Source organism: Burkholderia sp. AU45274 (genome assembly GCF_030482505.1).
Classification (GTDB): Bacteria; Pseudomonadota; Gammaproteobacteria; order Burkholderiales; family Burkholderiaceae; genus Burkholderia.
Genome location: NZ_JAUJQE010000002.1, coordinates 558,688 through 585,225 on the forward strand (window position 1 = coordinate 558,688; position 26,538 = coordinate 585,225).

General features: G+C 68.8%; 24 protein-coding genes. 5 read left to right on the top strand and 19 right to left on the bottom strand.

The features are described 5' to 3' along the window. Positions 1-19 precede the first annotated feature (19 nt). Positions 20-889, bottom strand: a complete 870-nt coding sequence (locus QZM35_RS11360) for an RNA ligase family protein (protein WP_301775920.1) — start codon at positions 887-889, stop codon at positions 20-22. 733 nt (positions 890-1,622) lie between these two features. Here QZM35_RS11360 and QZM35_RS11365 point away from each other — a divergent pair. From QZM35_RS11365 to QZM35_RS11375, 3 genes are all read left to right on the top strand, one after another. Further along, positions 1,623-2,771, top strand: a complete 1,149-nt coding sequence (locus tag QZM35_RS11365) for an RNA ligase RtcB family protein (protein WP_301775921.1) — start codon at positions 1,623-1,625, stop codon at positions 2,769-2,771. Then, on the top strand, positions 2,771-3,379 hold the full coding sequence (gene prfH, locus QZM35_RS11370; protein WP_367620781.1) for a peptide chain release factor H: 609 nt from the start codon (positions 2,771-2,773) through the stop codon (positions 3,377-3,379). The genes QZM35_RS11365 and prfH overlap by 1 nt, the downstream gene beginning before the upstream one ends. Before the next feature lie 382 nt (positions 3,380-3,761). After that, positions 3,762-5,219, top strand: coding sequence for an MFS transporter (locus tag QZM35_RS11375; RefSeq protein ID WP_301775923.1), 1,458 nt, complete (start codon positions 3,762-3,764; stop codon positions 5,217-5,219). A 150-nt stretch (positions 5,220-5,369) separates the two neighbouring features. On the opposite strand, the gene QZM35_RS11380 is transcribed toward QZM35_RS11375, so the two are convergent. From QZM35_RS11380 to QZM35_RS11405, 6 genes are all read right to left on the bottom strand, one after another. Continuing rightward, the gene (locus QZM35_RS11380) at positions 5,370-5,636 is read right to left on the bottom strand and encodes a hypothetical protein (protein WP_089431092.1); all 267 of its coding nucleotides are present in this window, start codon (positions 5,634-5,636) and stop codon (positions 5,370-5,372) included. A 123-nt stretch (positions 5,637-5,759) separates the two neighbouring features. After that, positions 5,760-6,653, bottom strand: a complete 894-nt coding sequence (locus QZM35_RS11385) for a LysR family transcriptional regulator (RefSeq protein ID WP_089425448.1) — start codon at positions 6,651-6,653, stop codon at positions 5,760-5,762. Between the two features lie 96 nt (positions 6,654-6,749). Beyond that, positions 6,750-7,577 carry an alpha/beta hydrolase gene (locus QZM35_RS11390; RefSeq protein WP_301775924.1) on the bottom strand — a complete coding sequence of 276 codons (828 nt, stop codon included), beginning with the start codon at positions 7,575-7,577 and terminating at the stop codon, positions 6,750-6,752. A 233-nt stretch (positions 7,578-7,810) separates the two neighbouring features. Continuing rightward, the gene (locus tag QZM35_RS11395; protein WP_089425446.1) at positions 7,811-8,194 is read right to left on the bottom strand and encodes a VOC family protein; all 384 of its coding nucleotides are present in this window, start codon (positions 8,192-8,194) and stop codon (positions 7,811-7,813) included. Positions 8,195-8,216: 22 nt separating this feature from the next. Continuing rightward, complete coding sequence (locus tag QZM35_RS11400; RefSeq protein ID WP_301775925.1) at positions 8,217-9,179, bottom strand: hydroxymethylglutaryl-CoA lyase; 963 nt, start codon at positions 9,177-9,179, stop codon at positions 8,217-8,219. Between the two features lie 24 nt (positions 9,180-9,203). Next, positions 9,204-10,394 (bottom strand): CaiB/BaiF CoA-transferase family protein, encoded by a 1,191-nt coding sequence (locus tag QZM35_RS11405; protein WP_301775926.1) that lies wholly within the window; start codon positions 10,392-10,394, stop codon positions 9,204-9,206. A gap of 251 nt (positions 10,395-10,645) precedes the next feature. On the opposite strand from QZM35_RS11405, the gene QZM35_RS11410 reads away from it, so the two are divergent. Then, positions 10,646-11,611: a D-2-hydroxyacid dehydrogenase gene (locus tag QZM35_RS11410; RefSeq protein ID WP_301775927.1), complete on the top strand. Its 966-nt coding sequence runs from the start codon at positions 10,646-10,648 to the stop codon at positions 11,609-11,611. A gap of 287 nt (positions 11,612-11,898) precedes the next feature. On the opposite strand, the gene QZM35_RS11415 is transcribed toward QZM35_RS11410, so the two are convergent. From QZM35_RS11415 to QZM35_RS11470, 12 genes are all read right to left on the bottom strand, one after another. After that, the gene (locus QZM35_RS11415) at positions 11,899-12,111 is read right to left on the bottom strand and encodes a hypothetical protein (RefSeq protein ID WP_006497261.1); all 213 of its coding nucleotides are present in this window, start codon (positions 12,109-12,111) and stop codon (positions 11,899-11,901) included. A 290-nt stretch (positions 12,112-12,401) separates the two neighbouring features. Further along, entirely contained in the window at positions 12,402-12,839 is a 438-nt protein-coding gene (locus tag QZM35_RS11420) for a hypothetical protein (RefSeq protein WP_089425443.1), read from the bottom strand. 122 nt (positions 12,840-12,961) lie between these two features. Beyond that, positions 12,962-13,894, bottom strand: a complete 933-nt coding sequence (locus tag QZM35_RS11425) for an ABC transporter permease (protein ID WP_089425442.1) — start codon at positions 13,892-13,894, stop codon at positions 12,962-12,964. After that, positions 13,894-14,766: an ABC transporter permease gene (locus tag QZM35_RS11430; protein ID WP_089431089.1), complete on the bottom strand. Its 873-nt coding sequence runs from the start codon at positions 14,764-14,766 to the stop codon at positions 13,894-13,896. Before QZM35_RS11430 ends, QZM35_RS11425 begins: the two co-directional genes overlap by 1 nt. Positions 14,767-14,803: 37 nt before the next feature. Then, positions 14,804-15,889 (bottom strand): ABC transporter ATP-binding protein, encoded by a 1,086-nt coding sequence (locus QZM35_RS11435; RefSeq protein ID WP_089425440.1) that lies wholly within the window; start codon positions 15,887-15,889, stop codon positions 14,804-14,806. Positions 15,890-15,938: 49 nt separating this feature from the next. Beyond that, on the bottom strand, positions 15,939-17,105 hold the full coding sequence (locus tag QZM35_RS11440) for an ABC transporter substrate-binding protein (protein ID WP_089425439.1): 1,167 nt from the start codon (positions 17,103-17,105) through the stop codon (positions 15,939-15,941). A 317-nt stretch (positions 17,106-17,422) separates the two neighbouring features. Beyond that, positions 17,423-17,998: an alpha/beta hydrolase gene (locus QZM35_RS11445; protein WP_174972885.1), complete on the bottom strand. Its 576-nt coding sequence runs from the start codon at positions 17,996-17,998 to the stop codon at positions 17,423-17,425. Next, entirely contained in the window at positions 17,995-19,323 is a 1,329-nt protein-coding gene (locus tag QZM35_RS11450) for an MFS transporter (protein WP_174972887.1), read from the bottom strand. Before QZM35_RS11450 ends, QZM35_RS11445 begins: the two co-directional genes overlap by 4 nt. 160 nt (positions 19,324-19,483) lie before the next feature. Further along, positions 19,484-20,539 carry a 3-keto-5-aminohexanoate cleavage protein gene (locus tag QZM35_RS11455; protein WP_089431087.1) on the bottom strand — a complete coding sequence of 352 codons (1,056 nt, stop codon included), beginning with the start codon at positions 20,537-20,539 and terminating at the stop codon, positions 19,484-19,486. A gap of 120 nt (positions 20,540-20,659) precedes the next feature. Beyond that, positions 20,660-21,508 carry a TauD/TfdA family dioxygenase gene (locus QZM35_RS11460; protein ID WP_089425435.1) on the bottom strand — a complete coding sequence of 283 codons (849 nt, stop codon included), beginning with the start codon at positions 21,506-21,508 and terminating at the stop codon, positions 20,660-20,662. A 10-nt stretch (positions 21,509-21,518) separates the two neighbouring features. After that, the gene (locus tag QZM35_RS11465; RefSeq protein WP_089431086.1) at positions 21,519-22,499 is read right to left on the bottom strand and encodes a quinone oxidoreductase; all 981 of its coding nucleotides are present in this window, start codon (positions 22,497-22,499) and stop codon (positions 21,519-21,521) included. Positions 22,500-22,517: 18 nt separating this feature from the next. Beyond that, positions 22,518-23,465 (bottom strand): universal stress protein, encoded by a 948-nt coding sequence (locus QZM35_RS11470; RefSeq protein ID WP_301775928.1) that lies wholly within the window; start codon positions 23,463-23,465, stop codon positions 22,518-22,520. A 243-nt stretch (positions 23,466-23,708) separates the two neighbouring features. On the opposite strand from QZM35_RS11470, the gene QZM35_RS11475 reads away from it, so the two are divergent. Continuing rightward, positions 23,709-26,411 carry a LuxR C-terminal-related transcriptional regulator gene (locus QZM35_RS11475; protein WP_301775929.1) on the top strand — a complete coding sequence of 901 codons (2,703 nt, stop codon included), beginning with the start codon at positions 23,709-23,711 and terminating at the stop codon, positions 26,409-26,411. Positions 26,412-26,538 lie beyond the last annotated feature (127 nt).

Consider the following 26,538-nt stretch of genomic DNA (forward strand, 5'->3'; position numbering starts at 1 on the left):
GCACACGGCCGTTCCGAATTCATGGGTTCGGGCGCGCGGCGGGGATCGATGCCCACGTGACCGTCGGGCGCGGCGCATACAGGTCGACACCCGGCGCGAGCAGGTTCGGGATGAACGGCTGCTCCGAGTGATGGCGAGCCGATTCGAGAATGGCCTGCACGAAATCGTGGCGCACCCACTTCAGGCGCGCGGTCGTCGTGTCGTCCGTCTCGACCTTCACGTAGAGCCCTTCGGAGCGCTCCGACTTGTCGCACTGCTGCCATGCACGCGCGAGGTCGAGCCCCTGCCGCCGCACCGTTTCCTCGAACGCGCGACGCCAGTCCGGCGTCTTCGCGAGCGACGGGCCGAGCATGGCCTTCAGGTCCGCGAGTCGCGCCGGCGCGATGCCTTCGTACAGCACGGGCACCGACAGCACGGGCCCGTCGGCGAGCAGCGCGCGACGCGCGGGTGTCGACAGGAAACGGCCCGTTGCGCGATCGAACACGTCGAACTCGAAAAAGTGATGCGGCAGCGCGTCGTAGAACACCGCGTGCTTCTTGCTCATCGTCTCGCCGTACATCACGTAGCGATCGCCGAGGCGATCGAGCAGCCAGCCGGCATGGGCGGCGGCCCAGGTCTTCACGAACCCGAACTGCCGTTCGCGGCCGCCGCCGGCCAGATAGTGGCCGCGCGACTGCAGCAGCAGTTCGCCCGCGGGGCTGAAGCTGATGCCCGTGTTCGCGCCGTCGAGCTTTTCCTCGACGACGAGATGGGCGCCTGCGAGGGTGCGATAGGGAACGTGGTCGTGACCTTCGTCGCCGTCCTGCAGGCGCGAGCCTTCGAGGTGCGGCGTGCGCGGGTAGCGGGCGAGGTCGAGCGATTGCGCGTAGGCGCGGAAATCCAGCGTCATGGTCTTTCTCCGGAAACATCAGAAAAAGCCGACGACGTGAACGAACGATGGGGTGTGCGTTGCGGTGTCAGTGCGTGTCCGGGCGCGGCCCTGCGATCACTGTTCCGGTGCCGCGAGGCGGACGGGAACGGGCAGGACGACACGCGGCCGGGACGGCAGTCGTCGGCGTATCAGGCGAAGGGACGAATGTTTGCGGGCACTTGGATCACCGATTCGATGAGGGTTCAGGGATGAAGCAGGCGGATGCTACGAAACGGCATGTGTGCTGTCAAGCGCGGCCGGGTACGGCCGTTGCGGTTGTCGGCGTGCGTCGAATGCCTGCTGTGGCGTGCCACGCGCGCCATCGACATGGAAATGATCCGGATTCCTGTTTGTGTGTTTTTCGCCACATCGAGCCGTGATTCGATGGGCCACGCCGCGCCACCCGCTTGCTGCGCTCGTCGCGTGCATGCTAGAGTCGCCGCCATTCCGATCAACCCCTCACTCGCAAGGAGAAGAAATCATGACGTCACGCCAGCACTCCTCCCGTCGCGGGTCGTAGTTCGGGTTTTTCGCGTCCGTTCGTTTCATCGTTCACGCCAAGCAGCACCCCGTATCGCCGTCACGGCGATGAGCCGGGTCGTTCCGATCCGGTCGTGCCGCCCTCTTCCCGACTTCCGATGTCGGGCAGCGCATGTGTGCGCTGCCTGCACCATGGCCCGCCGTTCTTCCTTTTCATCGAACGGAAACCTCCATGGGCAATTCCATGCAATACCTGGGCGAGCGCATCACGTTGTGCGCTTGCGCCACCACCTGGATCGAAGGTGAGGCGATCCGGCAGCTCGAACACGCTGCCACCCTCCCCGGCATGCGGCGCGTCGCCGGCATGCCCGATCTTCACCCCGGACGCGGCTATCCCGTTGGCGCCGCGTTCTTCTCGACGGGCCGGCTGTATCCGGCGCTGATCGGCGGCGATATCGGCTGCGGGATGGCGCTGTGGCAAACCGCGCTCGATGCGCGGCGCGTCAGTGCGTCGAAGCTCGCGAGCCGGCTCGGCTCGATCGACGCCACGCCCGATGCAAGCTGGCAGCCGCTCGTCGCGGCCGCCGGGTTCGCGGATCACGCGTACGCGGCATCGCTCGGCACGATCGGCAGCGGCAATCATTTCGCGGAGGCGCAGCGGATCGACGCGGTGTACGACACCGATGCCGTCGCGGCGCTCGGCCTCGATCCCGATCGCCTGCTGCTGCTCGTGCATAGCGGATCGCGCGGCTTCGGCCAGTCGATCCTCGAGCAGCACATGCGCGAGCACGGCTACAACGGTCTCGTCGACACGGATGCCGCATGCACGGCGTACCTCGCGCGTCACGATGCGGCGTTGCGCTACGCGATCGCGAATCGCGACCTGATCGCGCGGCGCATGCTGGCGCGCTGGCGCACCGATGGCCGGTGCGTGCTCGACGTGAACCACAACCTGGTGAGCCGCGCGAGTGTCGACGGCGAGCCGGGCTGGCTGCATCGCAAAGGTGCGACGCCGGCCGATGCGGGGCCGGTCGTCATTCCCGGATCGCGCGGCGACTTCAGCTACCTCGTCGCGCCGGTGCGGCCCGACGATGCGGCCAGCCTGGCGTCGCTGGCGCACGGTGCGGGCCGCAAGTGGGCGCGCGGCGACTGCAAGGGGCGCCTCGAACGGCGCTTCACGCCGTCGCAGCTCACGCGCACGCCGCTCGGCAGCCACGTGATCTGCGAAGACCGCGAACTGCTGTACGAGGAAGCGCCGCAGGCCTACAAGCCGATCGACAGCGTCGTCGACGCGCTCGAAGCGGCCGGGCTGCTGCGCAAGCTGGCGCGGCTCGCGCCGGTGCTGACCTACAAGACGTCCGGGGAGGCTGGCCGATGCTGATGCAGATTTCTTCGGCGCACGGCCCGCTCGAATGCCAGCTGGCCGCGGCCAATGCGTTGCGGCGGCTGCAGACGGAAGCCGATGCGAAGCGCGTCGTCGTCACCGTGCTCGATGCGCAGCCGGGCGAACGGCCCGGCACGCTGCGCTCGGCGCTGCTCGACCTCGACGGCGAAGGTGCGCAGGCGCTCGCGGACCGCTGGACGGGCACGCTGCAATGGATTTGCGCGAGCCCGTACCGGTTGCGCCATCCGCGCAAGAACTGGTTCATCGGCGTCACGCGCTGCGCCGACGCGCAACCGCTGCCGGATGGCGATGTGCGGTTCGAAGCGATGCGCGCACGCGGGCCGGGCGGCCAGCACGTGAACAAGACGAGCTCCGCGATTCGTGCGACCCATGTCGCGACCGGCCTGTCGGTGCGCGTGGAAAGCGAGCGCAGCCAGCACGCGAACAAGTGCCTGGCGCTGCAGTTGCTGCAGGTTCGACTGCAGCAGGAGGCCGACCGTCACGCGTCCGATGCGCGCCGGCAGCGGCGGATGCAGCACTTTGCACTGGAGCGCGGCAACCCCGTGCGCGTGTTTCACGGGACGGCGTTCGTGCCGGCCGACTGAGCGCGAACGCGTGGCCGCCGGTGGTGTTCGCGCCGGCGGCCGGGCCATCGGCCTCATGGTTTTCCCGGCCTGCCGGTTGTGCGAGCGCGCAATCGGCTCCGGTGCATGACCGCGCGCCAGGCAGGCTGCACGGGCCTGCCGCGTGCATGCCGATTGCCGCGTGTTCCGCACCCTTTCTGCGCAGGAAAGGACGCTTGAGGCATCCGCAATTATCACGTGCCGCGGATTTGCCCACCATGTGTCGAACGATCGGTACAGCCCGCCTATTCGGCCCTTTCACTGGCCTTGCGGTGCCTGCCGCCACGTCGTGCGACCGGATGCAGCGCGCCGGTTGCGAACGGCCGGGCCTCGCGCCACGGCGTATCGATAATCAGGAGACACGATGAACAGCCATTCCCTCGATCTCGGCGGCAGCGCGGGCGAACCCGCGTTCGCACGGCCGCCGGCCACTGCCGCCGGCGCCGATGCGTCGGCCCTCCCCGCCCGCCGCGTCACGCTCGGCGATTTCATGGACGACCTGCCCGTCGGCGCGTTGCACCGGTTCGTCGTCTGGGTGATCGGCATCGGACTGTTCTTCGACATGTACGAGATCTTCCTCGTCAGCACGATCGGTTCCGCGTTGCAGAACGAATACGGGCTGAGCCGGCAGAGCACCGATTTCAAGCTGCTGCTCGCATCGGCGTTCATCGGCATGTTCGTCGGCGCGATGTGCCTCGGCAGCCTCGCCGACCGCATCGGCCGGCGCAAGGCGTTCCTGCTGACGCTCACGTGGTACAGCGCATTCTCGCTGGTCGGCGCGTTTGCGGTGAATGCCGACATGCTCGTCGCGTGCCGGTTCCTGACCGGCATCGGCGTCGGCGCGATCTATCCGGTTGCCGACAGCTTCCTGTCCGAGATCCTGCCGAAGGAAAAGCGCGGCAGGCTCGCCGCGTGGGCCTATACGACTTCCTATGTCGCGGTGCCGCTCGTCGGGTTTCTGGCGCTGTGGTTGAACCCGCTTCATGTCGGTGGCGTGGCCGGCTGGCGCATCATCCTCGCGATCGGCAGCCTCGGCGCCGTGTACGTGCTGTTCGTCCAGCATCGGCTGCCGGAGAGCCCGCGCTGGCTGCTCGCGCAGGGTCGCACCGCCGACGCGCATGCGGCATTGCGACGCTTCGCGGAAGGCACCGGCGTGCGCGTGCCAGAGCAATTCGCGGAGCCGGTCGAGCCGCAACGGCCGCTCGGGCTTGGCGAGCGTATCGCGCTGCTGCGACGCGAACCGTACGGCGCGCGCTACGTGATGCTCGCGATCTTTCACCTGTTTCAGGGCTTCGGTTATTACGGGTTCGGCACGCTGGCCGGCACGGTCGTGAAAAGTCGCGGCTTCGACGTGACGGACAGCACGCTGTTCATCGCGCTGTCGTTCATCGGCTATCCGGTCGGCTCGCTGCTGTCGATTCCGTTGCTCAACTGGATCGAGCGCCGCACGCTCGTGATCGTGTCGATCCTGTCGATCGCCGTGTTCGGGCTGTGCTTCGCGTATTCGGGCAATACCGCGCTGATCGTCGGCTTCGGGTTCCTGACGACCTGTGCGTCGAACGTGTTCAGCAACGCGTATCACGTGTATCAGGCAGAGATTTTCCCGGCGCGGGTGCGCTCGACGGCGATCGGCAGCACCTATGCGCTGTCGAGGATCGTCAGCGGGGTGTTGCCGTTCGTGTTGTTGCCGGTGCTCGGCAGTTATGGCGCGGGTGCGATGTTCGGGGTAATCTCGGTCGCGCTCGGTATCGTCGCGGTCACGCTGCGCGTGCTCGGGCCGCTGACTACGCGGCGCAGCCAGGATGAGATCAATCCGGTTTGAGCGGGGGAATGCGGGGCATGGGAACGTGCGGCCGCATCATTTTCGATGGCTGCTGGATTTCCTGGGCGATATGTCGCCAGTCATCTGTGGTGACACGTTTGCCCGATCCCCAAAGGGGCGCTCATGAATGCGCGAGCCGGTGACGCCTTGCTACTTGCGGAACAGGAAGCCCCACATGAGGACCGTACAGAACACCAGCCCTACCCACCCCTCGAATCGGGTGATTCGAATCATTCTGGCCGACATGATGTCTTCGGTCGACATGTTGTAAAAGAATTTGTACGTCCATCGCCAGGCCCTCGATCGGCAATGGAAGGCCAAGATCCGTTCCGGACGAAATGCCATGACGGCGGACATCGCGATGCCGTAAGCGACAACGACAAAGCCGACAACAAGGCGGTAGCTCGATTCGTTCATGTGGCGGCCCCGGATCCAGCGGTTGAGGAATTGGACAGAACGTCGGTAATCGGTGCGAACGTGAACCTATGATCGTTTTCTTCGGAATCCGGGCCAAAACGGCTTTGCGCACGCCGCGTCGCCTCACCGCGCCGACATGAAATCGAACAGCTTCGCGATATCGGTCGTCAGCACGGCGCCGGCCTTCACCCCCACCCACAGCGTTCTCGTCGCCCACGCATCGTCGAGCTTCACGACCCCGAGCCGCGCCGCGCGCTCGCCGGTCACCGCATCGCGCGGCAGGATGCCGATGCCGAGCCCCGCCTCGATCATCCGGCTCACACCGTCGAAATTCGATACCTGGATCCGCAGCTTCAGCGAGCGCTCGACCGCGAACGCCGCGTCCGTCATGCGCGCGAGCAGCGAGCTGCCGTCACTGAGCCCCACGTAGTCTTCGTCGAGCGTATCCGCGAAGCGGATGCTGTCGCGCGCGGCGAACCGGTGCGTGCGCGGCACGAGCAGCACGAGCTCGTCGCGCCGGTACAACCGCCGTTCGATGCCGGGGGCCGGCACGTTGTCGGCGAACACGCCGAGATCGGCCTTGCCGGATGCGAGCGCGTCGACGATCTCGTGGCTCAGCCGCTCTTCGAGGCTGACCTTGATGCCCGGATGGTCGGTGAGGAACGCGGCGAGATCGGCGGGCAGGAACTGCACGATCGCGGACGTGTTGGTCCACACGTGGATATGGCCGCGCACGCCGGCGACGTAATCGCTCATCTCGTGCGCCATCCGGTTGACCTGCTCGATCACCTTCGCCGCGTGGTCGAGCAGCGCGCGGCCTGCGGGCGTCAGCTCGACACCGCGCGCATGCCGGACGAACAATGCACTGCCCGTCACGCTTTCCAGCTCGGCGATACGCTTGCTGACCGCGGACAGCGTGAGCTGGCCGTGTTCGGCCGCTTTCGTCAGGCTGCCGTGCTCGGCGACGAGCGCGAACACGCGCAGCGACTGCAGATCGAAATGAAGCGGGTTCACCATGTCGTGGGTCCTGGGAAGGCGGTGCCGGCGCCTACCGTCGGCGCGGCGGCCTGACGCCGATCATACGCCCGGCCGCCCCCGCGCGATACGGCGCGCCTAGCGCAGCGCGATCGACAGCAAGGCGGTGAGCATCGCACCGTCCGGCTTCTCGAGATCGTCGAGCACGTCGAAGTGCTGCATGCCGGGCAATCCTACGTGGATGATTCGTTCGCCGGCCGCTTCGCACGCCGTCGCGTAGTCGCGTGCTTGCCGCACGAGTTCGGGCAGCTCGGCTTCGCCGACCGCGACGACCGTCGGCGCGCCGGACCCGACGTGGCGCAACGGGCTGTACGCGTCGACTTCGTGCGCGGTGAGCTGCAGCTTGTCGTTCAGGCAGCACAGCGAGATCGGTTCGAGATCGACGAGCGGACTGATCGCGAGCGCCGAGACGACGGCCGGATGCGCGCGGTGCACGGCCGTCAGATGGCCGCCCGCTGAATGGCCGCTCAGGTGGATCGGCCGCTTCGCGGTGCCGAGGCCGTCCGGGTCGTTCGCCAGGTAGTCGAGCAGCGCGCCGATCTCGCCGACGATGTCGGTCATCGTCGCGATCGGCGCGAGCGTGTATTCGGCGAGTATCACGTCGAAACCGCGCGCGAGCGGCCCGCGCGCCCCGTACGCGAAATCCTCTTTCGCGCAGTGCTGCCAGTAGCCGCCGTGAACGAACACGAACAGCGGCGCATCGGCCTGGCCGCACGACAGCCAGTCGAAACGCTGCGCGGGTTGCGCGCCGTAACGCAGGTCGCGCCGGACGGACGCGGCTGCATAGAGCGCTGCGCTGCGCGCCTGCATCGACGCGAGCAACGCAGGGAAATCGGGTACCACCTTCGTGTTCAGATAAGCGGCGTCGAGCGCCGCGCGGTCCATGCCGCGGTAGAGGATCGTCATCGGGAATCGCCTCGGTCGAGTTGCGGAAGCGCGGACGCGAGCGTCGCGTCCGCTGCGAAGGCGGCTTCTCAGTCGCCGATGCCTGCATTATCCGCAGCGCGGCATGGGTCGGCTATCCGGAATCGGCGAGCGCGGAGGCCGGCTGTCCGATTTCGGCGGGAGATCGGCGCGGCATGCGGCCGCACCGTGATCAGGTCCGCTCGCGTGAGGGCGACGCGGTGGTGCGCCGGTGCTCAGATCAACTCGGAGATCTCGATCAGGTTCAGGTCGGGATCGCGCACGTAGACCGACCGGATCTTCTGCGTCGCGCCCGTGCGCTCGACCGGCCCTTCGACGATCGGCCAGGCGACGCGCTTCAGGTGTGCGATCACGTCGTCGAGCGGCACGGACGCGATGAAGCACAGGTCGAGCGCGCCGGGCACCGGCACATGCGCTTTCGGTTCGAATTCCGCGCCGCGCACGTGCAGATTGATCTTCTGGTTGCCGAAGCGGAAGGCGATCCGGCCCGCGCCGAAGGTTTCGAGCCGCATCTGCAGCACCTCGGTGTAGAAATGCTTCGTCCGGTCGGGATCGACGCAGGTCAGCACGAGATGGTCGAGGTGATCGATCAGCGCCATGAGGTTCGCTCCTGTTCGTGGTTCATGAGAACGCGCGCTGCGCGGGCATGTCGCCGGCGTCCGCGCGCGGCGGCGGATGAAGGTCAGAGCGGCGCCCGGCCTTCAGGATCTGGCTCGGCACGCCATGCCCGATCAGCGCGGGCAGCCGTGCCGACGCGGCCAGCACGGCCGCGAGATCGATGCCCGTATCGTAGCCGTCGAGTTCGAGCATGTGCACGAGCTCCTCGGTGCACGCGTTGCCGGTCGCGCCCGGCGCGTAAGGGCAGCCGCCGAGCCCGCCGAGCGACGCGTCGAAGCGGTCGATCCCGGCGTCGAGCGCCGCGAGCGTATTCGCGAGCGCCATCCCGCGCGTGTTGTGGAAGTGCAGCGTGAGCTGCAGCGCACCGAAGCGTTCGCGTGCCCGTGCCGACAGGTCGCGCACCTGCGACGGAAACGCCATGCCCGTCGTGTCGCACAGCGTGAAGCCATGCACGCCGAGATCCGCGAAGCGCTGCATCCATGCGAGCACGCCTTCTGCTGCAACATCGCCTTCCATCGGGCAGCCCATCGCGGTCGACAGCGACACGTTGATCGCGACACCGGCGCCGCGTACCGCGTCGATCACGTCGCGCAGTTGTGCGAACGACTGCTCGCGCGTCATCCGCAGGTTCGCGCGGTTGTGGCTTTCGCTCATCGACATCACGAGGTTCACTTCGTCGACGCCGCACGACAGCGCGCGCTCCGCTCCGCGCACGTTCGGCACGAGCACCGTATAGACGACGTCGGGTGCGCGCGCGATGCCGTGCATCACGGCCTCCGCGTCGCGTAACGCAGGGATCGCCTTCGGCGACGTGAACGACGTGACCTCGATCTTCGCGTAGCCGCACGCGCTCAGCGCGTCGACGAGCGCGATCTTGTCGTCGGTGTCGACGAATGCCGCTTCGTTCTGGAGACCGTCGCGCGTCGCGACTTCGTGGAGGTAGAGGCGTTTGCGTTGGCCGCTCATGTTGTTTTCTCCTGTTTCCGCATCTCAGATCACGCCGCGCGTGCGCCAGTCGCCGCGCGTCGCCGCATCGATGCCGAGCGATTCGAGTACCGCGTCGGTATCCGCGCCGAGCGCGGGCGCCGCGTGTTCGATGCGCCCGGGCGTCGCGCCGAGCTTCGGTACGATGCCCGGCACGAGTACCGGCGTGCCGTCGGGCAACGCGGCATCGACGAGCATGTCGCGGGCGCGGTAATGCGGATCGGCCGCGATGTCGGCCACGTCGTAGATGCGCCCGGACGGGATGCGCGCGTCGTTCAGCGCGGCCAGTACGGCATCGAGATCGTGCTGCGCGCTCCATTCGCCGATTGCTGCGTCGATGCGCTCGACCTGCGCGACGCGTCCGTCGTTGTGCGCGAGCGCGGGATCGTTGCCGAGATCGGGCCGGCCGATCAGATCCATCAGGCGTCGGAAGATGCTGTCGCCGTTGCCCGCGATCAGTGCGTACTTGCCGTCGCGGCAGCGGTACGCGTTGGTCGGCGCGATGCCGGGCAGGCTGCTGCCGGCCGCCTCGCGCACGGCGCCGAACGCCGAGTATTCGGGCAGCAGGCTTTCCATCATGTTGAAGACCGACTCGTACAGCGCGACGTCGACGACCTGCCCCTTGCCGCCCTGCTGCTCGCGATGCCGCAGCGCAAGCAGCACGCCGATCACGCCGTGCAGCGCCGACAGCGAATCGCCGAGCGAGATGCCGACGCGCACCGGCGTGCGGCCGGGCTCGCCGGTCAGGTGCCGCAGGCCGCCCATCGCCTCGGCGATCACGCCGAAGCCGGGACGGTCGCGGTACGGGCCCGTCTGCCCGAAGCCCGACACGCGCAGCATCACGAGCCCCGGGTTGATCGCGGACAGCGCGTCCCAGCCGAGCCCCCAGCCTTCGAGCGTGCCGGGCCGGAAGTTCTCGATCAGCACGTCGGTCTCGGCCACAAGGCGGCGCACGACGTCCTGCCCTTCGGGCGTGCGCAGGTCGAGCGTGAGCGAGGTCTTGTTGCGCGACTGCGCGGCCCACCAGACCGACGTGCCCTCATGCAGCAGCCGCCATTTGCGCAGCGGGTCGCCGAGCCCGGGCGGCTCGACCTTGAGCACGTCGGCGCCGAATTCGGCGAGCATCCGGCCCGCGAACGGCCCGGCGATCAGTTGGCCGAGTTCCAGCACGCGGATGCCGTCCAGGGGGCGTGTCATGGCTGTCTCCGATGAAATCGTGGTGTCGATGAAGGCGATCATGACGGCGTTCGCGCCGGGCGAAAATCGATCGATGCTCAACCAGCCTTTCCGTTTCGGAAAGGCGCGCGTCACGCCCCTCGTGCAACGCGTAGCGTCAACCTTTCCATCCGGGAAAGCGCGCTCGCGCAACGGGCAAACGACGGCACCCGCGCCGCCGGCAGAATCGAACCCGTTCCGCGCCCGCCGGGCGCCTGTCAGCGAGACCCGCCATGTTTTCTGCTTCCTCTCCCGCGAAGATCGTGTTTCTCGACCGCGCGACGCTGTCGCCGCACACCGTGCTGAAGCCGTTTCCGTTCCCGCACGTATTGCAGACCTTCGACCGGACGGCCGCGCACGAGATAGCCGCGCGCATCGGTGACGCGGACATCGTCGTGACCAACAAGGTGCGGCTCGACGCGGCAGCGCTCGCCGATGCGCGGCGCCTACGGATGATCGCGATCGCCGCGACGGGCACCGACATCGTCGATCTCGACGCGTGCGCGGCGCGCGGCATCGTGGTGAGCAATATTCGCGGGTATGCGGTCCGCACGGTGCCCGAGCATACGTTCGCGCTGATCTTCGCGCTGCGCCGCAGCCTCGTCGCGTACCGCGACGCGGTGCGTGGCGGGCGCTGGCTCGACAGCGGGCAGTTCTGCTTTTTCGATCATCCGATTCGCGACCTGGCCGGCTCGACGCTCGGGATCGTCGGCGACGGCGTGCTCGGGCGCGCGGTGGCCGGCATCGCCCGCGCGCTCGACATGCGGGTGCGGTTCGCGGCGCACGGCGATGCGGCGGGAGACGACTACGCGCCGCTCGACACGCTGCTGCGCGACAGCGACGTGATCACGCTGCACTGCCCGCTCGCGCCGGCGACGCGGCACCTGATCGACGCGGCCGCGTTCGCGCGGATGGCGCGCCGGCCATTGCTGATCAATACCGCGCGCGGCGGGCTCGTGGATGAAGGTGCGCTGGTCAACGCATTGCAGTCGGGGCAGATCGCGGGCGCGGGGTTCGACGTGGTCACGCAGGAGCCGCTGCCGGCCGCGCATCCGTTCCACGCGATCCTGTCGCATCCGGCATTCATCCTGACGCCGCACGTCGCGTGGGCGAGTGACGAAGCGATGCAGGCGCTCGCCGATCAGCTCGTGGACAACGTCGCCGCGTTCGTGGGCGGCACGCCGCGGCATGTGGTGTAACGTGCGCGGCGCATGGCGCGGCTGAAGGTCATTCAACCCGCGCAAACAGAACGGCCCCGCTCGATGGCTCGAAGCGGGGCCGGCTGAATTCGGGGCTGCTTACGCCAGCGACTCGGCACGTTACGGGTTCGTGCATCCGCCCTATCTTGCGGCCGGTTTCTGAATGCCTGATGGGCTCTACTTTAAGGAATCCAGACGACCAGCGATATAGGACAAGTCCGAAACTGAATGGGGCCAATTCTGGAAACGGCCGTTTCGATCGCAGCGTACCGCGACCGACGCGAATCTCAGTAAGCCGACATCTCGACGCAAGGATCGACCTTGGACGGCGAGCAGATGACCGAGTACTTGGCGCTCTCGCGCATCAGCGCTTCGCCTTCGTGCAGCGCGATCTTGATCTCGGGGTGACGCTCGTACGCGAGGAAGGCCGAGCACACGACGGCGGACATCACGACGAGGGAAAACACAAATTTTTCAAGGGTTTGGAAACGTTCAGGCATGGTTCGACCTATCTCTTAGGCCGTGATTATATCTCGAAATAAGGGTTTTCCCTATAACGTGGCCCACATACCGAGGATGCGTTCGGTCTTTGGGGTCAGGTGTTCGCACCCCTTTTCAGTGAATCGGTGTCGAACGCGGGTCGCGCCGGTCGAATGGCGCCACCCCGCCGGCCGTGGTCGCGCCTGCACGGGGCGATGGTCATCGATGGCTTGAAGAAACGGGACGATCGCGGCCCGCAAGGACGAAGTCGCATGCCCGCGGAATCCGGGCGCGCCGTGCCGCCGGCGCGTCACTGCGGCGCCGACGCGCCGCTCGCCGCATTGCCCGGCCACGCCTTGCCGATTTCGTCGACCAGCGACTTCGCGGTGCCGGTTACGATCGCGGCGTCGACGCCGGACGTCTGCCACGCGCCGTCGGCGGCCTGCACGAAGGTCAGGTTCGCGCGCGAAGGCTTGTAGTCGGCATTGCGCCACGTGACCACGACGTCGCACGAGTAGGTGCGATCGCCGAGCTTCTTGCAGTCGCCGTCGGGCTTCGCCGACACGACATCGGCCGAGACGGGCAGCGGCTGGCCGAACAGCGCGTTCAGGCCGCCGTGGTTTTCCGCCTCGAGCGCGCGGCGCACGGCGGCGTCGACGTCGCTCGACCCGGGGCCGTCGTGGAGCAGGTTGCAGGCAGCCAGCAGCGTCGATGCACCGGCGAGTGTCAGCAGCGTGTGGAACTTCATGGATATCCGTTATCGGGGGAACGCCGCGTAGTCTGCAACGTCCGCGCGCGGTGCGCGGTATCCATTTGTAACCAATTGCACGGAGGCGCGAGCGGCATCGCGTGCCCGTGCGTCGCCCTCGCCTATTGCCGCTCCTGCTTCACGCGGCTGACGAGCTGCGTCGGGCTCACGAACTGCAGCGCGATCACGACCCACACGAGCGTGATGGCCATGTAGATCATCGCCATCGCGTCGATCGACTGCGGCGCGCGCACGCCGGTCGAGAACACCGCGTAATACAGCGCGACGACGAGCGTCTGCGTGCTCGGCCCCGCGGTGAAGAAGGTCAGCTCGAACATCCCGATCGTGCGCACCAGCACGAGCAGCCCCGCCGCGAGCATGCCGGGCACCAGCAGCGGCAGCAGCACGTAGCGGAAATAGCGCCACGTGTTCGCGCCGAAGATGCGCGCGGCGGCTTCGAGATTCGGGTCGATCTGCTCGATGAACGGCGTCATCACGAGGATCACGAACGGCAGCGCCGGCACGAGGTTTGCGAGGATCACGCCCGGCAGCGTGCCCGCGAGCCCGACCTTGTACATCACGGTGGCCATCGGGATCCCGTACGTGACGGGCGGCACCATCAGCGGCAGCAGGAACACCAGCAGCGCGAAGCGCTTGCCGCGAAACTGCACGCGCGCAAGCGCATACGCGGCCGGCACGCCGAGCGCGATCGACAGCAGCACGACCGCGCCGACGACCTCGACGGTCACCCACAGCACGCTCGCGAGCTGGAAGTCCTCCCACGCCTTCGCGTACCAGTGCAGCGTGAAGCCCTGCGGCAGCGGCGTGCCGAACCAGCGGGTCGCGATCGAATTCACCGCGACGGTCGCGATCAGCAGCATCACGTTCAGCAGGAAGAACGCCATCAGCCCCCACACGAGCGCCTTCCACGCGCGGCCGGCGAGATTGCTTGTCATCTTCTGCGGTTTCCTCGCGTCGACGGGGCGCGCATCGGGCGCATCGGGCGTGTCGTGCTTCGGCGGCCAGGTGCGCGCGGCATGATTGTCGGTCGCCATCAGCCCTTGCCTCCCGTCACCGCGCCCGTATAGAAGAAGCGGCGCGCGCCGAGCATCGACGCGACCACCAGCAACTGCACGAAGCCCATCACGATCGCGATCGCCGATGCGAGCGAATAGTCGTAGCTCTCGAACGCGGCTTCCGCCGCCGCGATCGAGATCACGCGTGTGGGGCCGGCCGGCGCGCCGAGCAGCACGGCCGACGGGAACACCGAGAACGCCTGCACGAACGACAGGCACGCGGCCATCGTCAGCCCCGGCACGAGCAGCGGCAGGTAGATCTGCCGGAACTGCTGCCACGGGTTCGCGCCGAGCGTCGCCGCTGCGCGCGCGAGCGTCGGGTCGATGCCGCTGATGTACGACAGCATCAGCAGGAACGCGAACGGAAAGCCCGACACGATCAGCGACAGCAGCACGCCCCAGTAGTTGTGGGTGAGGCGCACTTCGTCGGTGTACAGGTGCAGCCCCTGCAGCGCCTGCGGGAACCAGCCGTTCGGCCCGAAATACGTGAGCATCCCGTCGGCGACGAGCACCGTGCCGAGCGTGACGGGAATCACGAGCAGCGTCGTGACGAACTTCTGGTACGGCGAGTGGCGGCGCAGCGCGAATGCGACGGGCACCGCGATGCCGACGTTGAGCAGCGTCGCCGGCACCGCGAGCTTCAGCGTGACGAGCACGGTCGGCCACATCGCCGCGTCGGTGAAGAACTGCACGTAGTTCGCGAGCGCGCCGCCGCCGTTCATCGGCTGGAACGACAGCACGAGGCCGTACGCGAACGGATAGATGAACAGCGCGACGATGAATGCGAGCGCGGGCGTGACGAGCCACGCTTTCGCGTCGCGCGGCGTGCCGCCGGATGCGACCGTGCTCATGCGGTCTCCCGGTATGACGGCGCGGCGGCCACGCCGCTCATGTCGGCGCTCCCGGGTAGACGAGCGTGCGTGACGGCGCAACGCGCAGCCGCAGCGGCTCGCCTTCCGTGAATTCGCCGGCGACGCGCGCCCAGATCGGGCCGAACGGCGTGACCGCGCGGATCAGCGAATCGCGGCCGCCGTACTCGACCGTTTCGACGGTCGAGTCGAACGCGTTCGTGTTGTCGCCCGCATCGTCTGCCCGCTCGATGTCGTCGGGGCGCAGCGCGACCACGACCTCCTTCGTATCGAAGCCGGCCATCGGCACGCCCGTGACGCGCACGCCACCGGCCGCGACGTTCACGTAATCGCCGGCCATCCCTTCGAGCGTGAACGGCAGCACGTTGCGATAACCCATGAAGCGCGCGACGTGCAGGTTGTGCGGGCGCGTGTAGACGTCCTTCGGCGTCGCGACCTGCTGCACGACGCCCTCCTTCATCACGACGATGCGGTCGGCCATCGACAGCGCTTCGTCCTGGTCGTGCGTCACGTAGATCGTTGCGCGTTCGAGCTGTGTGTGGATGCGGCGGATCTCGGCGCGCATCTCGATGCGCAGCTTCGTGTCGAGGTTCGACAGCGGCTCGTCCATCAGCACGAGCGGCGGCTCGATCACGATCGCGCGTGCGATCGCGACGCGCTGCTGCTGCCCGCCCGACAGTTGCCCGGGCAGCTTGCCCTCGTGGCCGACGAGCTGCACGAGTTCGAGCGCCTGCTGCGCGCGCCGCCGCGTTTCCTGCTTCGGCACGCCGCGCATCTTGAGGCCGAAGCCGACGTTGTCGAGCACCGACATGTGCGGAAACAGCGCGTAGTTCTGGAACACCATCCCGAAGCCGCGGCGCTCGGGCGGCAGCACGTCGATGCGCGTGTCGTCGAGCCAGATGCCGCCGCGCGTGAGCGGCTGCAGCCCCGCGATGCAGTTGAGCGCGGTCGACTTGCCGCAGCCCGACGGGCCGAGCAGCGCGATGAATTCGCCGCGCCGGATCTCGAGATCGAGACCGTTCAGCGCGGCGACCTGCGCGCCTTCCGCATTGGTGAAGCTGCGGCACACGCCATCGAGCCGCAGCCGTTCGAAACTGTGCTTCATTGCGCGAACTCCCTCGACGCGGGCGCCGCGGCGCCCGCCGGTTCCTGCGTCACTTCGACTTCTGCGATCCGATCTCGCGATCCCACTTCTGGAACGCGGCGACCATCGCCTGCGCGTTGAGCGGCTGCACGTGCGGGCGCTCCGCGAGCAGCTTCGCGTACTCGGGGCGGCCGAATTTCTTGATCACCTCCTGGCTGTGCGCGGGCGCCATCTCGAGCGTCACGCCCTTCACCGCCGGGCCCGGATAGAAGTAGCCGTCGTCGTAGGTCATCGCCTGTTGCGCCGGTTCGAGCAGGAAGTTCATCAGCTTGAACAGCACGTCGAGCTTTTCCTTCGGCACACCCTTCGGGATCACCATGTAGTGCGCGTCGTTGACCCACGTCATGTTGTCGAAGGCCTGGACCTTGAATTCCGCCGGCACGATGCCGAGGGCGCGCGGGTTGAGGTCCCAGCCGGTGACGGTCACGGTCATGTCGCGCGTGCCCTCGCCGAGTTCCTTCATCACCGCCGACGTGCCGCCCGGGTAGTACGGCACGCAGTCGTTCAGCGCCTTCAGGAACGCCCAGGTCTTGTCCCAGCCGTTGATCGGATCCTGCGGATTCTTGTCGCCGAGCACGTACGGCAGCCCCATCAGGAACGTGCGGCCGGGGCCCGAGTTCGCCGGGCGCGCATAGATCAGCTTGTTCGGGTGCGCCTTGCACCAGGCGAGCAGCTGATCGGGTGTCTTCGGCGGGTCGCTGACCTTCGCCGGGTTGTATTCGAGCAGCGGGCCGGCCGGCATGTAGGTGACTTCGAGGCCGTAGCCCTGCGCGAGATCCTGCATCTTGCGCGGGCCGGGCGCGTATTTGTCGAGTACGCCGGGGAGCGCGGCCGCGTCGTCGGGCAGCAGCTTCTGCCACAGGTTCTGCTCGATGCCGGCGGCCAGCGCGTCGGTGCCCGTCAGCACGAGGTCGATGTCGGCGCGCCCCGCCGCCTGCATCGCCTTGATCTTGCCCGGCAACTGCGGCGCGGGCGCGTTCGTGAACGTGACGTTCGAGACGAGGTTCGGGTTCTTGTCCTTGAAGGCTTCGATGGCCTTCTGCGTGAGCTGAAGGTTCCCCGCGACATCGACGATGTTCAGCGAGACGGGGGCGGCGACGGCGGCCGTGGCAGACAGCGTGAAACCCACGGCGAGTGCGATCCGGCGGACACGGCGAGCGATCGGGGTGGCGTTCATGTCTCCTCACTTCGGTCGGTGGATGGGACCTTTCTTTTCAGGAAATCATGACGGCGTTATACGATGTCGGTCAACAAAAAACCACGGCGCGCGGGGCGGGACTTTCCCTGACAAATACCTTCCGTTTGTTGACGATTTGGGTGCCGACCGATGCTGGGGCGTCGTGCCGGGTCGATTGTGCTGCGTGTTAAGACGTCGTATCTCGGCGAGCGGCGAAATGGAATCGGTTCGAGGTCGCATCGCGACCCGACGGTGACGGCGCGCGCGCCGGGCGCCCGGTCGGGCGCGGCGCGCGAAAGGCGGGAATATTCAGTCAGTCAGGCCGTGCCGAGAGCGGCCACTTCTTCGATCAACCGCTCTGCATCCCGCCACTCGCCATACCCCGACGCCGGGTTCAGGTGCCCGACCTCCCCCAGATCGACCAGCTTGCTGCCCCACCCTGCCGCCAGCGCCTCGACGCGTTCGAAACCCGCGAGCGGATCGTTGCGGCTCGCGGCGACGATGCTCGGAAACGGCAGCCGTCCGATCGGTATCGGCGTCCAGCCGTTCGCGGCGATCGCATCGGGCGCCGGATAACCGGCGGGCATCGGCGACTCGAGATCGGCCGGCGCCGCGAGCAGCGCGCCGTGGATCTGGCGCGTGGCCTGCCGTGCCCAGTGCACCGTGATCATCACGCCCGCGCTGTGCGCGACGAGGATCACCGGGCCGTCGATTTCGGCCAGCGCCGCATCGAGCGCCGCGACGCGTGCGGCGCGGCTCAGCTTGTCGGCTTCGAGCGGCGCGACGGCGCGTGCGTTCGGCAGGCGCCGTTCGAGGTGCGTCTGCCAGTGGTCTTCGACGTGATCGCGCAAGCCGGGCACGATCAGGATGGTGGGGGTGGTCGTCAGGGTCATGCAGTCTCCGAAACGTTCAGGAAAGGTGGGACGCGCGCGAGGTCGGACACATAGCTCGCTCGTCCGATGGCGAACAGCACGGCGGCCATGAGCGGCACGACGGGAATCCATTGCAGTGCGCCGACGAGCCCGGCGCGATCGGCGACCCACCCCGTCAGCAGCGGGCCCGGCGCCATGCCGAGCAGGTTGTTGGCGAGCGTGAGCGTCGCGAACGCCGACGCGTGGATCGCGGCCGGCGTCAGGTTCGCGACCATCGCGCCCGATGCACCGGACGCACCCGCGCCGACCAGCATCCCCGCGCAGATCAGCGCGAGCTGCAGCGGCCCGGGCGGCAGCCGGAACGCAATCGCGAGGCACACGCCCGTGAGGACGCAATACGCGATCGCGGTCAGCCACTTGCGCTTGCCGTCGGTCTTGCCGACGCGGTCGGTGACGATCCCGCAGCCGACCATCCCGACGCCCGCGAGCAGCACGAAGCCGGCCGCGAGCACCGCCGCGCGGTCGGGCGCCATCGCGTAGTAGCGGTTCAGGTAGCTCGGCAGCCACGCGAACAGCGCGCCCGGCACGAACAGGTGCAGCCCGCTGCCGAGGTACGCGCAGATCACCGAACGCGATGCGAACAGCCCCGACATCAGCGCGCGCACGTTGCCGCGCAGGTCGCGCGGCACGCCGGCGTCGCGCCGGCACGGTTCGATCCGATACGCGGCGAGCCGCCGTTCGGTCACGACGCAGCGATACGCGACGAGCAGCACGATGCCGAGCGCGGCCATCACGCCGAACGACCAGCGCCAGCCGAGATGCGCACCGACCAGCCCGCCGAGCGCCATCCCGAACACGGAGCCGAATGCGCCGCCGGCCATGAACGCGCCGGTCAGGGTCGCGCGCAGCCGTGCCGGAAAGATGCTGAGGATCAGCGCGACGCCGACGCTGCCGTACGCGGCTTCGCCGAGCCCGACGAGGCCGCGTGCGACGAGCATCTCCGCGTAGTTCGTCGACAGCGCGCAGCCGAGCGTCGCGATGCTCCACAACGCGGCCATCAGCACGATGCTGCGCACGCGCCCGAAGCGGTCGGCGAGTACCGACAGCGGGAACGTCAGCAACCCGACCAGCAGCGCGACGACGCCGGACAGCGAACCGAGCTGCGTGTCCGACAGCGCCCACGCGTGCTTGAGCAGCGGGAACACGGCATTGAGCACCTGCCGCGACATGTAGTCCGACAGCAGCAGGCCGACGGTCAGGCCGAACACGAGCCACGCATACGCGGGCGCGCGCCGGCCGGCGGCGGCGACGTCCTGCATCGACGGCTCGACTTGATGGATCAGCATGCGTGTCTCCTCCGGCGCCGGAGGTCGTGCTTCGGCGCGGCTTGCGTGGCACCGCTCCGTTGACCGGAGTCCGCTCCCGCGCGCTGCGCAGGGGTGGTGCCACGCCACAACGATCGGCGGGCGGCGGCCGTCACGGCCGCTTACCCGGGTGCGCGGCGCGTCAGGCGGCCCGCAGCGGCACGTTCACCTGGCCGGCGCGGCGGTTCGGCGCCATCCCGAGGTGCGCCAGCGTTTCGTCGATGCCGTCGTACTGCACGCCGATCCGGTAGATCGCCTTCGCCTCCTTGCCGGTGGCGATGTCGCGGCCGAGTTCGCGCGCGATCCGTGCGCACTGCTCGACCTGCTGCACCGACGTCATCCGGTTGCCCTTCTGGTCGATGATCGTGTCCTCGATCCCGCAGCGCGGATGCAGGCCCAGCGCCATCGCGACCGTGTTGATCGGCAGGACGTTCTTCATCAGCGATTCGAGCGTGATGCACGCGCCGTCCGGGCAGCGCCGCACGAATTCCATGAAGTTGTACGGATTCGGGCCGTCGAAGCCGCCGCCGATGCCGACCCACGTGACGTTCAGCGGGCCGCGATAGACGCCGCGGCGGATGATCCGCTCGAGCGTTTCCAGCGCGTGCATGCCGGTGAGCTGGAAATGCGGCTGGATGCCGGCCGCCTGCAGGCGGCGCAGGTGCTCGTCGACCCAGCCGGGGCCGGCCGGCACGGTCATCTCGCGGTACGCGTCCCAGTACGCGGCTTCGTTCAACGACGTGCCGGCGATGTCCTGGCGGTTCATCAGCTCGGTGATGTTCATCTGCACGGTGTTGATCGCGACCGTCACCTGGTCGGGCTTCGGCGTCAATTCGGCAAGCATGTGGCGCGTGTCGTCGGACAGCCATTTCGCGTCGGCGCCCTCGCCTTCCGGCGCGAACGAGATCGAGCCGCCCACCTGCAGGATCATGTCGGGCACCGCCTCGCGCAGCCGGCCGAGCAGTTCGTTGAACTTCGACAGGCGCTTGCTGCCCTTGCCGTCGAGTTCGCGCACGTGCAGGTGCAGCACCGTCGCGCCCGCGTTGTAGCAGTCGACGGCCTTCTGCACGTGCTCGTCCATCGTCACCGGAATGTCTTCCGGAAAATCGGCCGGCATCCATTCGGGGCCGTACGGCGCGACCGTGATGACCACCTTGTCCTGGTTTTCCGGGTGCAGCGAATCGTCGAGAAATTGCATGTCGTCCTCCAGTGGAAATCGTTGTATTGCGGGCGTACGGGCGTGCGTATCCCGCCGCGCCGGGCGGCGGGCCCGGCGCGTTGCATGGGGTTTCAGAGATGGGCTACGGTGTTGGCGGGCTCAGAACGGCACGTCGCCGACGATGCCCGCGCGCTCCATCTGGCGCACGCACGGCGGGTAGTCCATCACCGCGTAGTGCTGGGTGCTGCGGTTGTCCCAGATCGCGACGCTGTGCCTCTTCCAGCGCCAGCGCACCTGGTACTCGGGGATGTACGCCTGGCTGACCAGGTATTGCAGCAACTGGCCGGCGCCGGGATTCGCGTCCTGCCCGACCCGCACGCGCGCCGGCGTGTGGAAGTTGGTGAAATGCGTGGTGAACGCATTCACGTACAGCACTTTCTCGCCGGTTTCAGGATGCGTGCGCACGACCGGATGCTCGGCGTCCGGGTACTGCGCCTTCAGCGCGAGGCGCTTGTCGATCGGCATCGCCGCGCCGAAGCTCGCCTCGATGCTGTGGCGCGCGCGCAAGTCGTCGATCTGCTGCTTCACGTGTTCAGGCAGGCGCTCGTAGGCGAGCACCATGTTCGCCCACATCGTGTCGCCGCCAACCGGCGGACCGTCGATGCAGCGCAGTACGCAGCCGAACGGCGGCGCCACGCGCCAGCTCGCATCGCTGTGCCACGCATTCTCGTAGCGGTCGTTCGGCTGGTCGGGCGACTTGTAGATCCGCACGAGCCCCGGATGCTCGGGATCGCTGCCGGCCACCGGATGATCCTCGAGCTCGCCGAAGCGCCGCGCGAACGCGACATGCTCGGCGCGCGTGATGTCCTGGTCGCGCAGGAACAGCACGCGATGGCGAAGCAGCTGCACGCGGATCTCGGCGAACAGGCCGTCGTCGTGCACAGCGTCGGCGAGGCTCACATCCAGCAGTTCCGCGCCGATCGCGCAGGTCAGGGGTTCGACTCGCATGCGCGTCTCCTCAGACGATGAACACCGACGAACCGGTCGTCTTGCGCGATTCGAGATCGCGATGCGCCTGCGCGGCGTCCTGCAGCGCGTAGCGCTGGTTGATCTCGATCCGGATCCGGCCGGCCGCGACGTGCGCGAACAGTTCGCCGGCCAGGTCGTTCTTCTCGGCCGGATCGGCGATGTAGTCGGCCAGCGCCGGGCGCGTCAGGTATAGCGAGCCTTTCATCGCGAGGCGCTGCGGATCGAACGGCGGGATCGGGCCCGACGCGGTGCCGACGCATACCATCAGCCCGCGCCGCTTCAGCGAATCGAGTGAGCCTTCGAAGGTGTCCTTGCCGACGCTGTCGAACACGACGTCGACGCCCGCACCGTCCGTCAGCTCGCGCACGCGCTTCGCGACGTCCTCGCGGCTGTAGTCGATCGTGTGATCGCAACCGTGTGCGCGGGCGATTTCGGCCTTGTGCTCGCTGGAGACGGTGCCGATCACCTTGAGCCCGAGCAGCTTCGCCCATTGCGACACAATCAGCCCGACGCCGCCGGCGGCCGCGTGCAGCAGGATCGTGTCGCCCGGTGCGAACGCATGGATGCGGCGCAGCAGGTAGGCCGACGTCAGGCCGCGCATCGTCATCGCCGCGGCCGTTTCGCACGTGATGCCGGCCGGCAGCCGCACGAGCGGCGCGGCGGGAATCAGCCGTTCGGTGCTGTACGCGCCGAGCGTGTTCAGGAAGCCCGTGTAGGTCACGCGGTCGCCGACGGCGACGTTCGTCACGCCGGGGCCGACCGCTTCGACCACGCCGGCCGCCTCGACGCCGAGGCCGGCAGGCAGCGGCACCGGATACAGGCCGCTGCGGAAGTACGTGTCGGCGAAATTCAGGCCGACCGCGTCGTGGCGCAGGCGCACCTGGCCGGGGCCCGGGTCGCCGACGTCGACTTCCTCCCAGCGCAGGACCTCGGGGCCGCCGGTTTCGTGGAATCGCACTGCATGTGCCATGGTGTTCTCCGTAGGGTGTCAGTCGGATGCGCGCCGCGCATCGTCGGGTTCGTTCGGTTCGTTTGCGCGTGGCGGCGTCGCGGCTGCGCCGTCCGCCAGCGATTCATCTAGCTCTGCCCAGTCCGCGTCGCCGAGATAGCGCCGCGCGGCCGGGAAAATCACGCCTTCCATCCGTCCCATCTGCTCGAACGCGCCGTGCGCATAGCGGGCGAGCGCCGTGTCGAACGCGGCCGACGGCAGCCTTTCCGCGGCGATCCGCATGAGCGCATCGAGCGCTTGCGCGTCGCGCTGCCGCTGGCGGTCGAGTTCGTCCAGTTCGGCCGCGACGCACTCCGCACGGATGCGCAATGCCGCGAACAGGCGCGCTTCGGCGGCCGTGCCGACCCGGGCGTGCTGCAAGGCGGCGAGCGATGCCAGCGCCTCCTGCATATCGGCCGCTTGCCGCTGCGGCGCGTCCACGTTTGCGGGTACGCCGGTCGTCATCAACGCATGCAGCCACCCTTCGACCGCACGATGCGCATCGAGGCAACGCGCCATCACGCGCGCCTCGGCAGGCGTGCGCCGCGACGTGCACACGAGCACCGGCACGCCGCTCATCGCGAGCAGGTGCTGCCGTTGCGCGCAGGCCGCCGCATCGGCATCGTGCGGCAGCGCCGCGACGCCGATCAGGTCGCAGCCGAGTTCGGCCGCCAGCGCACCGGGCGCTGCGTCGCCGGCCCCCGGATGGCCGGCCCCCGGATGGCCGGCCCCCGCGATCGCATGAGACAACCCCTGTGCCCGCGCGGCGGCTTCCACTTTCGCACCGTGCTCCGGCAGCCGCGCTCCGGATAAACGCGAGTCCGGCGCGGCGCCGGTCAGCATGAACGTGACCCGGGCGCCGACCGCACGCGCCAGTTCGAGCGCATGGCCGATCGCGTCGATGCCGCCGGGCGAGCCGTCGACCGTCACGAGCAGATGGCGGTACATCGTGCCGCTCCGCTTATCCGGCGAGCGGCGCGCTGCGCCGCGTGCCGGTCGATACGATCTTCATGGGTGGGCTCCTCGTGGTGTTCGTCTTGCATCGGAACCCATGCTATCGACGCCGTGCCGGCGCGGCCCCACTCGTCGCGGGGGGGATTGACGCGCGAACGCGGTTCGGCCGATCCTTCCCCCCACACCCACCCCGGACGCTGGCCCCCACGGCACCGCCGGATTCCGACTGCTGCCCCGATGGCTCACCCACCCGATCGCGCCGACGCGCCTCCCACCGAACTGGTCCTGAAGACGACCGCGCCGCGCGTGCCGGCGCAGTTGCTGGCCCGCGCGCGGCTGAGCCTTGCCGCACCCGCTTTCGACGGCCGGCCGGTCACGCTGGTGCAGGCGCCGGCCGGTTACGGCAAGACGTCGCTGCTCGCGCAATGGCGTCGCGAAACCCTCGCGCTCGGTCGCGCGGTCGTGTGGCTGTCGGCCGACGAGCGCGACGATGCGGCGCGGCTGCTGCAAGGGCTCGTGCAGGCGGTGCGGACCGGTTGCGCGCGGCCCGGCTTCGGGCGCCTGATCCCGGTCGGCACGGCCGACGCGGCGCGCGCGCTGGAAGGCGTGACGGCGTGGCTGGCCGAGGTCGCGCAACTGTCGATCGATGCGCTGCTGATCGTCGACGATGCGGAGCGGTTGCCGCCCGCCGGCCTCGATGCGCTGACCTACGTGCTGCACAACGCGCCGCAAAACCTGCATGTCGTGGTTGCCGCGCGGCGCGGGCTCGATCACGTGGCCGGCGACCTGCTCGCCGGCGGGCAGTGCACGCTCGCGGGCCCGGACTGGCTGCGCTTCACGCTCGACGAGACGATCGCGCTGGTCGGCGGGCGCTTTGCGCAGCGGGTCGACGCCGACGCGTGCGCGCGGCTGTTCGAACGCGTCGACGGCTGGCCGCTCGGCCTGCAGCTCGCGATGGCCGCGATGGCGCGCTCGGCCGATCCGCGCCAGGCGGTCGACGCACTCGCCGCCCGCGTGGACGGCACGCGCGACCGGCTCGTCGAGCTGCTGCTCGCGAACCTGTCGGCCGACGACACTGTGTTCCTGACGCGCACGAGCGTCGCCGATCGCCTGCATCCGTCGCTGTGCGCCGCGTTGCTCGACGACGCAGGCGCACCCGACCGTCTCGCCCGACTCGCACGCGACACGCCGCTGTTCATTGCGTCGGACGATTCGGACTGGTGCCGGCTGCATCCGCTCGTGCGCGACACGCTGCGCGACCGCCTGGCCGCGGGCCCGGACACCGAGCGCAGCGCGCTGCATGCACGGGCGGCTGCCTGGCTCGACGCGCACGGGATGACCGAGGAAGCCGCGCGCCACGCGTATGCGGCCGGCCAGTTCGAGGTCGCGTACGCGCTCGCGCAGCGCTGCCTCGAGGATGCGATCAAGCAGGGCCGCATCAACGACGTGCTCGACTGGCTCGCGCTGCTGCCCGATGCGGAGCTCGACAAGCGCCCGACGCTGCGTGTCGCGGTGGCCTGGGCGCTGGCGCTCGGCGAGCGCCATGTCGAGGCGCAACGCCAGATCGCGGGCATCCTCGCGGACTCCGGCACGCCCGCGGCGATGCGCTACGAATGCGCGCTGATCCTCAGCGCGGCCGCGTATTACGCCGACGAAATCGACCGCTTCGTCGAGCTGTTCGAGCCGTGGGCCGACTTCACGCCGCCGGCGGCGACGTGGCTCGCGCAAATGCACGCGAACCGGCTGTCGGCGCGCGCGATCATCGTCGGCGAACCGGCGCAGGCGCGCCGCTTCCAGCACGCGGCGCCGCGCGGCGAGACGGCGGCCGGGTTCGGCTACGTCGCACGCTGGGGCGAGCTGATCACGGGCCTGAGCTACCTGCGCGAGGGCCAGGTGCGGCTGGCCGACGACGCGCTGTCTCCGGCGCTGGCGCGTGCGGAAGCCGATCTCGGGCGCCGCCATCCGCTCACCTGCATGCTCGCGGCGATGTGCGCGGCGCTCGCGTACGAGGCCGACCGTGTCGACCAGGCCGCCGCGCTGCTCGCGAACCGCCTCGATGTGCTCGAACATGCGGGCACGCCCGACACCGTGCTGCTCGGCTATCGCACCGCCGCGCGCATCGCGCTGCTGCGCGGCGTCGAGCACCGCGCGATCGACCTGCTCGAAGCGCTCGACGCGATGGGTGTCGCGCGCCGCCTGCCGCGCCTGTCGGTCGCGAGCCTCGCCGAACAGGTGCGCATTCATGCGGCGCGTTATCGCGAGGCGACCTGCCACGCGCTCGTCGAGCGGATCGATGCAATCGCCGCGGCCGAGTTTCCGTCGCACGGGCCGTTGTGGCGGCGCCCCGTCGTGCTGCTTCAGGCCACCGCGCACGCGGGTGCCGCGCTGGCCGCGCGCCGCTGGGACGACGCAAGCGCAGCGCTCGACGAAGCCGCCGTGCTGGCCCGCGAAATGAGCATGGGGCAGGCGCGCATCGAGATCATGGCGCTCAGCGCGTTCGCGCGCGAACAGTCGTGCGGCGGCGGCCGTGCGTTGCTCGACGAAGCGATGAACCTGGCCGACCTGTTCGGGCTGACGCGCACGCTCGCCGACGCGCATCCGGCCATCGCCGACTGGGCGCGCCGTGCCGGCGACGAAGCGGTCGCCGGCGCCGGCCCCGCGCGGCACGCGCTGCCGCAGCCACGCATCGTGCCGCCGGCCCCGCGCGTCGCGGCCAGCCCGCGCGCGGTGCCGAGCGTCGTGCTGACGCCCAAGGAGCGCGCGATTCTCGAGCTGCTTGCGCGCAACCTGTCGAACAAGGAGATCGCGGTGGCGCTGGCCGTTGGCGAGGAAACCGTGAAGTGGCACCTGAAGAACCTGTTCGGCAAGCTCGACGCCAGTTCGCGCAAGCATGCGGTGCGCCGCGCGCTGGTGCTCGGCCTGCTCGAAAGCGCGCCCTGACGTCGTAACGCCGGTTTCGCCAGTCGGGCGCATCGTCGCGCCCGCTTTCCTTCGATTCTCCGCAACCCTGCCCCCCGCGCATGGGGGGGAGCGGCCGCCCGCCGTTGCGTAGTCTTTCCGCACGGCT